This is a genomic window from Streptomyces sp. NBC_00457, from assembly GCF_036014015.1.
Lineage (GTDB): Bacteria > Actinomycetota > Actinomycetes > Streptomycetales > Streptomycetaceae > Streptomyces.
Genome location: NZ_CP107905.1, coordinates 2,557,011 through 2,569,238, shown reverse-complemented (window position 1 = coordinate 2,569,238; position 12,228 = coordinate 2,557,011). Strand labels below are relative to the sequence as shown.

The window sequence follows — 12,228 nt, the reverse complement described above, 5'->3', positions numbered from 1 at the left end:
TTGCCTCTCCTCGTAGTCGGGATCAGTGTCGTGATCCTGCTCCTCCTCATGACCCGGCTCAGGCTCAACGGCTTCGCCGCGCTGCTGCTCGTGGCGGTCGGCGTCGCGCTGGTCCAGGGCATACCGGTGGCGACCATCCCGGACGTCCTCTCCGAGGGCATCGGGGACCAGATCGGCGACACCATGCTCACCATCGGGCTCGGCGCCATGGTCGGCCGGGTGATGGGGGACTCCGGCGCCGCGCAGCGCATCGCCGGCAAGATCCTCGACGCGTTCGGGCCGCGCTGGGTCCAGGTGGCCATGGTGGTCACGTCCATGCTGATCGGCGTGACCATGTTCTACGAGGTCGCGTTCATCATCATCGTGCCCATCGCCTTCACCCTGGTCAGGGTGACCGGAGCGAGGCTGCTGTGGGTCGGGCTGCCGATGTCCATCGCGCTGTCCACGATGCACAGCTTCCTGCCGCCGCACCCCGGCCCCACCGCCGTCGCCGCGACCTTCCACGCCTCCGTCGGACTCACCCTGTTCTACGGCCTGTTCATCGCCGTCCCGGCCGGTGCGCTCATCGCGCTGGTGTGGCCGCGCCTGCCGTTCGTCAGGGCGATGAACCCCGCCATCCCCAAGGGCCTGGTCAGCGACCGGGAGTTCACCGACGAGGAGATGCCGGGGCTGGGCTGGTCGCTGTTCGTGGCGCTCTTCCCCGTGGTGCTGATCGTGGCCGCCGCGGTCACCGACATGGCCACCTCCGGCGAGAGCCCGCTGCTGAACACCGTCGCCTTCCTCGGCTCGGCGCCGATCGCGCTGCTGCTGACCCTGTGCCTGGCGATCTGGGCGTTCGGCCCGCGGATCGGCCGCAGCCTGGCCGAGGTCGGCGCCTCCTGCAGCTCGGCGGCCCAGGCGATGGCGATGATCCTGCTGGTGATCGGGGCCGGAGGGGCCTTCAAGAACGTCCTCGTCGAAGGCGGGATCTCCGACTACATCAAGGACGCCACGGACGACTGGGCCATCTCGGCGATCGTCCTCGCCTGGCTCGTCGCCGTCATCCTCCGCGTCGCGCTCGGCTCGGCGACCGTCGCCGTCGTCACCGCCTCCGGCGTGGTCCTGCCGCTGCTCGCGGGCAGTGGGGTCCACCCCGAGATGATGGTGCTCGCGGTCGCCTGCGGCTCGATCGCCTGCTCCCACGTCAACGACCCCGGATTCTGGCTGTTCAAGGAGTACTTCAACCTCTCCGTCATCGAGGCGATCAAGGTGCGGACCACCTATACGACGGTCCTCGCCGTCCTCGGCCTGGGCGGCGTTCTGCTGGGCGAATGGGTCCTCGACGTCCTCAGTCTCTGAAGAGTCTCTGAAGCCTCCGCAGCCTCCGCCCACGGCCCCTTCACCCCCGTATCCAAGGATCTTGATGAGCATGAGCCAGCCGACCGTCACCGCCTTCTCCGTCTATCCCGTCGCCGGCCGGGACTGCATGGAGCTGAACCTCTCCGGCGCCCACGGCCCCTACTTCACCCGCAACGTCGTCGTCCTCACCGACTCCGAGGGCCGCACCGGGCTGGGGGAGGTGCCCGGCGGGGAGAAGATCACGCGGACGCTGCGGGACGCCGAGTCACTGGTCGTGGGGGCGAAGGTGGGCGACTACAAGCGTGTCCTGCGGGCGATCGGCGACCGTTTCGCCGACCGCGACGCCGGCGGCCGCGGCGCCCAGACCTTCGACCTGCGCACCACCGTCCACGCGGTCACCGCCGTCGAGTCGGCGCTGCTCGACCTCCTCGGCCAGCACCTCGACGTCCCCGTCGCCGCACTCCTCGGCGACGGCCAACAGCGGGATTCCGTACGGGTGCTGGGCTACCTCTTCTACGTCGGCGACCCCGACCGCACGGACCTGGAGTACGTCCGTGAACCGGACGCGTCGGTCGACTGGTACCGGATCCGCCACGAGGAGGCCCTGACGCCGCAGGCGATCGTCCGCCAGGCGGAGGCGGCCTACGACCTGTACGGCTTCCGGGACTTCAAGCTCAAGGGCGGTGTCCTGGAGGGCGCGGAGGAGGTCAGGGCCGTACGGGCCCTGAAGGACCGCTTCCCCGAGGCGCGCATCACCCTCGACCCGAACGGCGCGTGGTCCCTGCGTGAGGCCGTCGAACTGTGCGGTCCTCTCGTCGGTACGCTCGCCTACGCCGAGGACCCCTGCGGAGCCGAAGACGGCTACTCCGGGCGGGAGATCCTCGCCGAGTTCCGCCGCGCCACCGGTCTCCCCACCGCCACCAACATGATCGCCACCGACTGGCGTCAGCTCACCCACGCCCTCGCCCTCCAGTCGGTCTCCATCCCCCTGGCCGACCCGCACTTCTGGACCATGCAGGGCTCGGTCCGCGTGGCCCAGCTGTGCAACGCGATGGGCCTGACCTGGGGTTGCCACTCCAACAACCACTTCGACATCTCCCTGGCCATGGTCACCCACTGCGGCGCGGCGGCCCCCGGCGAGTACAACGCCCTCGACACCCACTGGATCTGGCAGGAAGGCCTGGAACGGCTCACCACCGCCCCGCCCCGCATCATCGACGGCGAGATCGCGGTCCCCGCCGCCCCCGGACTGGGCATCCACCTCGACATGGACCGCCTCCTCGCCGCGCATGACCTCTACCGGACAAAGGCCCTGGGCGCCCGCGACGACGCCCTCGCCATGCAATACCTCATCCCCGGCTGGGAGTTCAGCGGCAAGCGGCCGTGTCTGGTGCGGTAGCCGGTATCGGCGCGGTACGTGTTGCCCCAGTGATATCTTCGGCGCGTCCTGAAAGTCAGTTCGAATATGGGTGGGGTTCACTTCCATGGGCAGTGTCCGAAGAAATCTCCTGATGACGGCCGGCGTGATCGCGGCCAGCGGCGCAGTGGTTGCGATGGCGGCGACCCCGGCGTCCGCCATTCTGTACGGCGCGGGGAGCGCTGGCCTGGACTCGTTCACGTACTTCGAGAGCGACGGCGAGATACTCACCTCCGAGGACAACCATGCCGACGGCCATGGCGCCACGGCCCAGTGGCGTTACCAGGGCTCGTCCACCATCAACTCGTACTACAACCCCAACGGCGCGCACAACACGAAGACCTGGAACCTCTCCCTGCCCGAGAACAGGCTCATCGATATCCGCGCCTGCCTCCAGGACGGCGCCGGAGGCACTCCGTGGAGCTGCGGCCCGTGGCAGGATGCCTCCACCGGCTGACCCGCCTCCCGATACGCGGCCGAGGGCCGGCCAACGGTTGGCGGTGAGCGAGTCGTACCCTCCTCACCTCCCGCGGGCGCTCCAGTCGGCCTTGCCCTCAGGCGGAGTTGAACTCATCGGTCATGCCGCGCGCTGTTGATCCCACAACGCGGCGACGGTATCGAGTTCCGCGCGGAACCGGTCGGCACCGGTGAAGCCACGCTCGTCGAGGAACAGCAGGGTCTTGCGTCGGCGCCGCTGACCGACGGCGACGCGCACCACGAAGCGCGAGGTGACCTGGAAGCCGTACGCCACGTGGACGACCTGCCGGTCGATCACCTCAAGCTCGTGGATGTCCGACCATGGGTGGTGCCGGTCGGCAAGAAAACCTCGGCGGGTGACGCCGTCCGCGGCCACGACCGTACCCAGCCGCAGAATTCGGACGACCACGATGAGGATGGCCACCAGACCCGCGACCGTGATCCCGGTCCTTGTCGAGCTTGGAAGGCCCATGCCCCAGGGGACCAGGTAGATCGCCCCAGAGGTCACGGCCGCTGCGAAGATCGTGTACCTGATCATGCTCGTCGGAATCCGGTACTTCCTCGGAAGCGTCGACAAAGCAGGCCCCCCTCCTGTTCCTGAGGGAGTATCAGGCCACGCCGCAGCCGCCAACGTCAATGCGCGGCTCGCATCCTTGCAGATCAGGGCAGACCTGGTTCGCTGACGCTGTCCTCGCGGCGGTGGGACCGGCCAACTGCCGCCAGGACGAAGGTGATGCTGATCAGCAGGGCCCAGGCCCCGAACTTGTCCGCTGCGACCGGCTGCCAGCCATCAAGCTGGTACGGGTAGCGCCAGGCGCCGACGTAGGTGGCCAGGTTCTCCGCCACCCACAGGAAGAAACCGATCAGCACGAACGAGAACGCCAGCGGCATCCGGTGGCGTACATGGCGCACCGTGTAACGCACCGAGGTGCCCGCCGTGACCGCCAGGAGCAGTCCAGCCAGCAGCCAGCGCACATCGGGCAGCCAGTGGTGGCTGAAGAAGTTGACGTAAATCGCCGCGGCCACGACTGCTGTCGCCCGCGGACGATAGCGGACCAGCTCCAGGTCGAACAGGTGCCAGGCCCGGCACACGTAGCTGCCGACGGCCGCGTAGAGGAGACCTCCATACAGCGGGACGCCCGCGAACTTCAGCACGGCCGGCTCCGGATAGCTCCAAGAGCCGAGGGACACCTTCACCAGCTCGAAAGCCAGGCCGATGACGTGGCAGACGGCGATGACAGCGATATCCCGGCCGTTTTCCCAGCCACGCAGCCAAAAAAGCAGGGTGAGCAGGGCGCCGTAGGCAACGAGCAGGTCATAACGCGCCACGGGCAGATGGGGCAGCACGGTGGACGCTGCGACCCCGGACAGTAGCGCGATGGCGAAAGAGCAGGCCCGGATGTGTATCCAGGCGAAATCACGCAGCTGACGAACCGATACAGCCAGGGGGCCGTTGATGCTATTGGTGAACATGGTGCCTTGTAGGACGAGCCCTCCCCTGTCCAGGTTGCTGCATCGAGGACCGGACCGGAGCGGCGGGCTTCCTGCAGGGCGCTGAGGATCGCTCCAGCTCGCCCACGCATGGCGAGTCTTCGGACTTGAGCGGTCCAGCGTCCGTGCTCACTGACTGCCTGTCACATTCCGTGCGTCCCGCCCCTTCCCGGCCGGCTGCACCGGCCCCGCCGACGGGCCGTGCCGTCCGGTCCCCGGCGAAGTGGCCAAGCTATGCAACTCGTTCGCTTGTGCAGAGGTAGACCGACCAGGCCCCGGAACTCATCGGTCGCTGCGAGGAATGCCGCTGACGCAGTGGACCGCCGACGCGGGGACACGCCAGCAGGTGCGGATCTTCCCCGGGCGTTCGGCGGCTCAACGATGAGTTCACCGACAGGTGCTGCCGCTTGGTGGCGTACCCGTGCTGCAATGGCGTGAAGGGACCGTGCGTTTACAACCGGGCGACTCCGCAGCTCCAGCCGGTTCAGCAGTGCTGTCAACCGACGTCGAAGAGATTCGGCAGTCGGAGGAGGTAACGGGTGCGGTCGTGGCGTTTGAGCGCCTCGAACTCGGGGGCCCGGTACAGCGGGGTGACAGTGCATCGCTCGGCGGCCGAACCGATCCCGTCCAGCAGGGCGTTGACGGCCTGCCGGGCCGAGGTGTTGGCGCCTTCCATGGTGGCCAGATCTATGGGCACGGCCACGTAATCGCCGGACAGGAAGAGGTTGGGGATCTTCGTGGCCGACCGCGGACGGTGGTGGAAGGTCCCCGTCGGATGGATGAGCAGCTGTTCCTCGTTGACCGGGTTCGGAGTGCCGAGTCCGTCCACGGCCGGATCGAGGAACCAGGAGTGCAGTACGGAGTCCTTCAAGACCGTACGGCCGGTGTCGTTGAGCGCCGCCTTCAACTGCGCCCACACCTCGCGGGCGACTTCGGTGCGGGTGCACTGCTTGGCCGTCTTGCCGTACAGGATGCCCGGCTGATCCCACTCGGAGACGTCCACGGACAGACAGTCCGCGACCGTGCCGTCCCCGAAGTCGGCGGGGAAGTCGTGGCCCGGCCAGTGCTGGGCCTGGGCGATCGCGGTCAGCGACCAGGGGGAGTCGATGAGGTCGAGGTGGCCGTGCAGGATCGGCGTACGTTCGGTCAGATAGAACTGGATGCCGGTCATCCAGTCCGTCTCCAGCCGGTCGCACTCGGCCAGTTGGGGGTCGGCGGCGCGCACGGCGGAGTTCCAGGTGCGGCGGGCGTGCTCGACCGGCATGGCCGAGATGTAGTGGTCGGCGGTGACGGTCCGACGGGCACCTTCCGGGTCCTCCATGACGGCCCCGGCGATCCGGCCCGCCTCCAGGGGCAGGTCCCGTACGGTCCAGCCGACGTGGAACTCGACCCCGAGTGACTTCAGATACGTCACCCAGGGATCGATCCAGGCCTCGTTGGTGGGCGCGTTGAGGATCCGGTCCAGCGGTCCGTCCGCGCCCCGCCCGAGGAGGTTGAAGGCGAAGGCCTCCAGCAAGGTGGCGACCGTACGGGTGCTGGCTTCCTCCGCCTTGGTGGCCACGATGTTGCGGGTGATGCCGACGGCGAGGATCCGCTGGTAGTCGTACGACATCCGTCCGGCCCGTACGAACTCCCACCACGGCGTCTGCTCCCAGGCTTCGTCGCGGCGCTCGTCGCAACTGGTGAGGAAGACGAGGAATCGGTTGGCGAAGTAGAGGGCCTCGTGGAGGGGGAGGTTGAAGGCGGTGTCCAGAAGCGAGGTGAGGGCGCGGCGGATCTCGTCGGGCGTGAGTTCGGCCGGGGTGTTGCCGGGCCAGGGAAGCGGGATCCGGATGTCCTCGCGGCCGCCCGACCGGGCGAACAGCATCTCCTTGGGGGCGACGAGATTGTCGTGGACACCGTTGGTGTTGCCGGGGAAGGGGATGCGCCGCATGGTGTCGGGCAGGTTGTGGTAGATGCCGGGGATGAAGCGGAAGCCGTGCTCCCCGGGCAGTGGTCCGCGGCCGCCTGTGCCGGTGCCCGGTACGTCCATGCTGCGGGCCTTGCCGCCCAGCGCCTTGCGTTCGTAGACCGTGACCCGGAAGCCGCGTTCGGCGAGTTCGTGCGCGGCCGTGAGCCCGGCGACGCCCCCGCCCAGTACGGCCACGGTCTGTGGGACCGCGCCACTCCGGGCCGCGGCCCGCTGGGGGGTTCCGAGGGCGACCCCGCCGCCGGCGGCCACGGCTGTGCCCAGGAACCCTCTGCGTGTGGCGCCGCCCATCGCTACCCCTTACCGTCGGTAACTGCTTGGCGCACGAGGATATGAGCGACGCACTGATCTCGGAAGGCGACCGACGGAGCTTGGAGCACTTTGGCTTGATGCCGCATCACCTCGGCGGCGGATCGTGCGTCGGGACAGCGCGACATCGGTGTGTTCGCGTCGGGCGATGACGCTGCTGGTCTCCGCAGGCGGCGACACGGTCCGGTCATCGGACAGCAGCCTGACCACCCAGCCGGGCGCGTTCCCGATCCCGGCACCCTGCGGGCGCGGTGATCGACCGGCGCGCATGTCAACGCTCCAACAGCGAACCGTTTCGTTGCCCATTCCGTCTCCATGGTCGATGCGGTACCTCGACGGGAGATGCCTCGGGGTGCCATCGAGGCATATGTGTGTCTAGGGGAAGGACTGCCGGAACGGTGTTAGTGAGCTACAGGAAGAGGACCGTGAGCTGGATCGCCGGGGGCGCGCTGGCGGCGATGGCCGCGGGTGTCACGGGGTGCTCGAGCGATACGGGCTCCGCCGCGGACAAGGAGCCGGCCGCAAGCAGTTCGACCCCGGCCGACTCGGAGAAGGCGAACAAGGGCAAGCAGCAGGATGGTTCGGCGGCGACGCAGCCCTCAGCCGTCCGCCAGTCCACAGCCGAGGGGGCGGTTGCCGCGTGGGTCACCGCGGTCATCAAGGGTCAGCCGAAGCAGGCGTGCCTGCTGATGGGTGAACCCGCCGCCGATTCGTCGCCCGCGCGAGCCGGCACCCCGTCGAGGTGCAACAGCAATGCGCCTGAGGTGCGGCAAATGCAGAAGAACATCGGGAAGTTCCGTACGTCGTTCATGCCCGAGCCGCCCACGAACAACCCGAAGGTGGAAGTCGCCACCGTCCCGGTCACCGGCGACAAGGCGATGGTCCCCGCCGACAAGGTCACCGTCGACGGACAACCTCTCGACAAGATCATCCTGTCTCACTCCACCGGATTGGACTCAGGACAGCTGGACGTCAAGATGGAGTCCACCAAGATCGCCGACGCCTGGTACGTGACCAATCTCGATTTCAACATCGGCTGATGCTGTGACCGGCGTGAATTCGTGTGTGCGACAGACCCCTTGAACCGGCTTCCGGAGATGCCGACTCCAAGGGAACCGACGCCGGAAGAGCTCCGGGCATACCTGAAGGGGTTGAGTCCGGACGGACCAGAAAGCCGAGGTGGACGGTGAAGCAGCGAGCGGGTAGCCATGGCGAGATGCGACTGGAGCCCGACCTGAGGGACGGGGTCGACGAACTCGTCGGCGTACTCGACTGAAGCGGTGGAGCGGGGTCGGCGCCAAGACCCATGCTGCGCGTGGGCTCGGTGCGGGTCCCGTGACGCCGTAGTCCGGCCGTCAAGACCGGACGGCGGTGCCCAGCACGTGCCGGACGTTCGGCATGAACGGCGACGGTGAGAAGCCGAACGCGTCGAGGTCGGTGATGGTGAAGCCGGCTGCGCGGATGGCCGTCTCGGTGTCGCGGTTGGGGCGGCAGCCTCCCGCGGCCCTGCGCCACACCGGGGTGATCGCGTCCGGCAGGAGTCCCGCCCAGCCGCGGGGTGAGCGCACATGCTCGTAGAAGCGCAGCTCGCCGCCGGGGCGCAGCACCTGGGCTGTCTCCGCGAGCGCGCCGGTCAGGTCATCGACCGAACAGAGCACGAGGGAGGTGACCACCGCGTCGAACTCGCCGTCCTTGCCGGGCAGGTGACCGGCCTCTCCGGCGACGACCGTGACCCGGATCGCCGCGGAGGCCGCCTTCTGCTCCGCGGCCACACGGAGTGTGTCGTCGGGTTCGAGGGCCAGCCAGTACAGACCTGTCCTGGCCCGGTGTCGATCAAGACGCCGTCATCCGACCGTCGCCTGAGTGGTTCAGGCGGCCGGCCTCGGCGCCTGAACCACTCGATTCCGTCCATTCGACCGCTCACCCGAGGCGGCGCCGGTCGCACGCCGCGGGTGGCGACGGCTCGGCGGACCTGAGCTAGCGGACCTTGACGAACACGGGGTTCGAGTAGAACCAGAGGTCGTCCCAGGGGCTTTCCAGACTGTCGGCGAGGGGTTCGGCCTCGTCGGTGCTGGTGCCGCGCACGCGGGCGTACAGGTCGGTCTCCACATTCCGCAGGGTGTGCCGGATGACGTAGTCCTTGCCCTGCTTGCGCCAGTCGCGCGGGCCGAACCGCGCCACGACCTTCGTGGTCGGGTTGGTGTCGGTGTCGAGGCTGGCGCTCGGGCCGGTGATCTGACCCACGATCAGGTCGACGCGCTGGACCTCCGGACGGTCACCGTTGCCGTTCTTGCCCTCCAGGGGCCGGAACCGGATCTCGATGTCGACGTCCGTGCGGCCACGGCTGCTCACCGTGAGCGACTCGCCCATGGCGGCCCGCTTGCCGCTGTTGCTCGCCGTGAGGTCGAGACCGGTGATCAGGTCACCGGTTCCCACCCAGATGCGGCCGTTGCGCAGGCCGTCCATGATGTCGGCGTAGTCCTGCCGGGCCAGCACCCACGTCTTGCTGTACTCGCCCGGCCAGAAGTCCGAGCCGCCCCGCGTCCAGTGCACGTGCGAGTCCGAGGTCGCGGTGATCCACCACCGGCGGCCCTCGCCGAGCAGGGAGTCCCAGAGCCCGCCGACGCGCGCCGTCATCTGGTCGAAGCCGCCATAGGTCGGGTGGCTCCCGTACGCGCCGCGAGCCGCTCCGACGAGCGGGCCCGCCTGGTGGCCGGGAGCCGCTTCGAAGCCGACGTAGATCTCCGGAGCGGCGTTGTTGCCGTTGCGGAACTCCCGGGGCGTGTCCTGCCCGTAGACGCCGAGACCGGTGGCCGAGCGTGAGGTGTGGTGGGCGATCACCAGCGGCTTGCGGGGCATGCCCTTCGCGGCCTTCAGGAACTCGATCATCTTGGCCTCGGTGTCGCGGCCGGGATCGTTGGGGAAGGCGTCGCGCTTGGCGAAGCGGCTCTCCAGCTCGAACAGTTGCTGCGCCTCGTCACGGTGGTGCGGGATCATCAGCGTGTGGTGGTCCAGGGCCGGGGCGTCGAACTCCATGCCCCAGAACTGGAGAACCTCGGGCACCAGCACGCGCGAGCGCAGCAGGTCAGGGTAAGCCTGCTCCAGGTTCACCTTCGAGTGCGTCGGTCCGCCGTGGTCGGTACACATCACCCAGCTCAGACCGAATTGCTTGGCCATGATGGCGTTCGTGACGATCGGGTAGACCGCGTCGCCGCCCTTCTGGAACTTCGGCGGGTTCGTCGACGTGTCGAACGAGCCGCTGTACTCCGAGTGCACGTGGTGATCGCCGGCCCGCCATACCCGGTGTCGGGAGTTGCCGGACTGCCCGGCCTTGCGGTCGTCCTCGTCGTCGGCCGCCGCCGGGCCGGCGCCCAGCAGCGGGCTCGCCGCCGCCAGCGTCGCTCCCACACCGGCGTACTTGACTAAACGTCGCCGAGAGATCGCCGAGTACTCAGGATCTTCGCTGTGTCTGTCCGTCATCGTGAAGCCTCTCCTTCAACTGATGTGGGGGGACAGTTGAGTTTCGAGGGAGAAACCGAACGCGCGATGAACAGTGCTGAGGACGACCGCGAACAACGATCTCCGGCACGGCGTGAGCTGAGTCAGCGTCAGTTCGAGCAGCGGGCACCACAGGCTCTGTCCGGGGTGCAGAGGAACCCCAGCCACCCCATCGATCCACGAGCGAGTGAATCCACCTTCCTTTGAATTCAGGATGTCCTGTACTCTCGTTCCATGTTGAAAGCTGCCGGAGAGGCCGAAGTGCTCACCCACTTCGGTCGTGCCCTCGCCGATCCCGAACGATGCCGACTCGTACTCGCGTTGCGGTGTGCGCCCGCGGACGCCGCCGACCTCACCGACCGCACCGGCCTCGACGGCTCGGTGCTCGCCGGGCATCTGTCCGCGCTGCGCGAGCAGGGTCTGGTGGTCGCTGTCCCCGAAGGCAGCCGACTGCGCTACGAGTTGAGCGACACCCGTCTCGGCCACGCGCTGGGCGACCTGCTGAAGGCTGCATGCAGGCCGAGCGACAGCCATACCGCGTCGGACGCGGACCACACCGGCGACCTGTGACATCGGCGTACCACCAACGACCTGTGACACCGACCGAGAACAGGGAGACCCCATGGGCACCCATGACCCAGACGCACATACACAGACGCACGCGCACGGCCATCAGCGCGGTGTGAGCGCCGACGCCGACCGGCGCTACCTCACCGGAGCCCTCGTACTGATCGTCGGCTTCATGGCCATCGAGGTGGTCGTCGGTGTCCTCGCGCAGTCACTCGCGCTGATCTCGGACGCGGGGCACATGCTCACCGACGCCATGGCCCTCGTCTTCGCGCTGGTCGCCATGCGGATCGCGGCCCGTCCGGCGCGCGGCGGGTTCACCTACGGCCTACGGCGCGCCGAGATCGTATCCGCCCAGGTCAATGGCCTCACGTTGCTGCTGCTCGCGGTCTACTTCGTGTACGAGGGGATCCACCGCCTCATCCAACCCCCCGAGGTCGAAGGGCTGTACGTGGTGGTCACCGGCGTGGCCGGTATCGCCGTGAACATCGTCGCCACCTGGCTGGTCAGCAAGGCCAACCGGTCCTCGCTCAACGTCGAGGGTGCCTTCCAGCACCTGCTCAACGACCTCTTCGCCTTCATCGGCACGACCGCTGCCGGCCTGGTGGTCTGGCTCACCGGCTGGGCCCGGGCGGACGCCATCTCAGCCCTGCTCGTGGCCGCTCTGATGGTCAAGGCCGGCTGGGGGCTGGTGCGCGACTCCGGCCGGGTGTTCATGGAGGCCGCACCTGCCGGCCTCGACCCCGACGAGGTCGGCGCCCGGACGGCCGCGCTCGAGCACGTCGTCGAGGTGCACGACCTGCACATCTGGGAGGTGACCTCCGGCTACCCGGCGCTGTCGGCGCACATCCTGGTACGGCCCGAGGCCGTGTGTCATGACGTGCGCGCCGACGTCGAGCACATGCTGCACGACCAGTACGGCATCGAGCACCTCACCCTGCAGGTCGACCACGCACCGGCCAAGCGGAACGATGCCGAGCCCCGCCCGCACTGCCCCGACCCGCATGGCCGCACGCACACCGCGGACCTGTCGGGAATCGCACCCGGCACGGCGTAACAGAAATGCGCCTGCATTCCGAACCGGCGTTGAACCGATGTTTCTGATCCGGCAGAGCAATCCCATGCAGGCGCCCGGCTGGGCTTTCCCGGCCGGGCGCCTTGT

The 12,228-nt window shown here is 68.3% G+C and carries 11 protein-coding genes; 6 read left to right on the top strand and 5 right to left on the bottom strand.

Translation table 11 applies throughout. From position 1 onward, the window contains the following. From OG828_RS11780 to OG828_RS11770, 3 genes are all read left to right on the top strand, one after another. Positions 1–1,338: a gluconate:H+ symporter gene (locus OG828_RS11780; protein WP_328437830.1), complete on the top strand. Its 1,338-nt coding sequence runs from the start codon at positions 1–3 to the stop codon at positions 1,336–1,338. Positions 1,339–1,408: 70 nt separating this feature from the next. Then, positions 1,409–2,737, top strand: a complete 1,329-nt coding sequence (locus OG828_RS11775) for an enolase C-terminal domain-like protein (protein ID WP_328353984.1) — start codon at positions 1,409–1,411, stop codon at positions 2,735–2,737. A 112-nt stretch (positions 2,738–2,849) separates the two neighbouring features. Beyond that, positions 2,850–3,212 (top strand): hypothetical protein, encoded by a 363-nt coding sequence (locus OG828_RS11770; RefSeq protein WP_210571638.1) that lies wholly within the window; start codon positions 2,850–2,852, stop codon positions 3,210–3,212. A 120-nt stretch (positions 3,213–3,332) separates the two neighbouring features. Here the strand turns inward: OG828_RS11770 and OG828_RS11765 are convergent, their stop codons facing one another. The 3 genes from OG828_RS11765 to OG828_RS11755 all read right to left on the bottom strand — a co-directional run bounded on the left by OG828_RS11765 (position 3,333) and on the right by OG828_RS11755 (position 6,983). After that, positions 3,333–3,770 carry a PH domain-containing protein gene (locus OG828_RS11765; RefSeq protein WP_328353978.1) on the bottom strand — a complete coding sequence of 146 codons (438 nt, stop codon included), beginning with the start codon at positions 3,768–3,770 and terminating at the stop codon, positions 3,333–3,335. Positions 3,771–3,892: 122 nt separating this feature from the next. Continuing rightward, positions 3,893–4,705 (bottom strand): DUF817 domain-containing protein, encoded by an 813-nt coding sequence (locus OG828_RS11760; RefSeq protein ID WP_328501084.1) that lies wholly within the window; start codon positions 4,703–4,705, stop codon positions 3,893–3,895. A gap of 514 nt (positions 4,706–5,219) precedes the next feature. Further along, on the bottom strand, positions 5,220–6,983 hold the full coding sequence (locus OG828_RS11755) for a hydroxysqualene dehydroxylase (protein WP_328501083.1): 1,764 nt from the start codon (positions 6,981–6,983) through the stop codon (positions 5,220–5,222). A gap of 443 nt (positions 6,984–7,426) precedes the next feature. Here OG828_RS11755 and OG828_RS11750 point away from each other — a divergent pair, with 443 nt between their 5' ends. Beyond that, positions 7,427–8,041, top strand: a complete 615-nt coding sequence (locus tag OG828_RS11750) for a hypothetical protein (protein ID WP_328501082.1) — start codon at positions 7,427–7,429, stop codon at positions 8,039–8,041. A 315-nt stretch (positions 8,042–8,356) separates the two neighbouring features. Here the strand turns inward: OG828_RS11750 and OG828_RS11745 are convergent, their stop codons facing one another. Together OG828_RS11745 and OG828_RS11740 are read right to left on the bottom strand one after the other, a co-directional pair. Further along, the gene (locus OG828_RS11745) at positions 8,357–8,812 is read right to left on the bottom strand and encodes a class I SAM-dependent methyltransferase (protein WP_328504850.1); all 456 of its coding nucleotides are present in this window, start codon (positions 8,810–8,812) and stop codon (positions 8,357–8,359) included. A 166-nt stretch (positions 8,813–8,978) separates the two neighbouring features. Beyond that, entirely contained in the window at positions 8,979–10,481 is a 1,503-nt protein-coding gene (locus tag OG828_RS11740) for a phosphoesterase (protein ID WP_328501081.1), read from the bottom strand. Positions 10,482–10,733: 252 nt separating this feature from the next. Between OG828_RS11740 and OG828_RS11735 the strand changes: the two genes are divergently transcribed. Next, positions 10,734–11,069: an ArsR/SmtB family transcription factor gene (locus OG828_RS11735; protein ID WP_328353965.1), complete on the top strand. Its 336-nt coding sequence runs from the start codon at positions 10,734–10,736 to the stop codon at positions 11,067–11,069. 52 nt (positions 11,070–11,121) lie between these two features. Continuing rightward, positions 11,122–12,123 carry a cation diffusion facilitator family transporter gene (locus OG828_RS11730; RefSeq protein ID WP_328501080.1) on the top strand — a complete coding sequence of 334 codons (1,002 nt, stop codon included), beginning with the start codon at positions 11,122–11,124 and terminating at the stop codon, positions 12,121–12,123. Positions 12,124–12,228 lie beyond the last annotated feature (105 nt).

Excerpts from the sequence above, each read along its gene's own strand:
- OG828_RS11775 (WP_328353984.1), top strand. The coding sequence starts at position 1,409 with ATGAGCCAGCCGACCGTCACCGCCTTCTCCGTCTATCCCGTCGCCGGC.
- OG828_RS11770 (WP_210571638.1), top strand. The coding sequence starts at position 2,850 with ATGACGGCCGGCGTGATCGCGGCCAGCGGCGCAGTGGTTGCGATGGCG.
- OG828_RS11765 (WP_328353978.1), bottom strand. The coding sequence starts at position 3,770 with ATGATCAGGTACACGATCTTCGCAGCGGCCGTGACCTCTGGGGCGATC.
- OG828_RS11760 (WP_328501084.1), bottom strand. The coding sequence starts at position 4,705 with ATGTTCACCAATAGCATCAACGGCCCCCTGGCTGTATCGGTTCGTCAG.
- OG828_RS11755 (WP_328501083.1), bottom strand. The coding sequence starts at position 6,983 with ATGGGCGGCGCCACACGCAGAGGGTTCCTGGGCACAGCCGTGGCCGCC.
- OG828_RS11740 (WP_328501081.1), bottom strand. The coding sequence starts at position 10,481 with ATGACGGACAGACACAGCGAAGATCCTGAGTACTCGGCGATCTCTCGG.
- OG828_RS11735 (WP_328353965.1), top strand. The coding sequence starts at position 10,734 with ATGTTGAAAGCTGCCGGAGAGGCCGAAGTGCTCACCCACTTCGGTCGT.
- OG828_RS11730 (WP_328501080.1), top strand. The coding sequence starts at position 11,122 with ATGGGCACCCATGACCCAGACGCACATACACAGACGCACGCGCACGGC.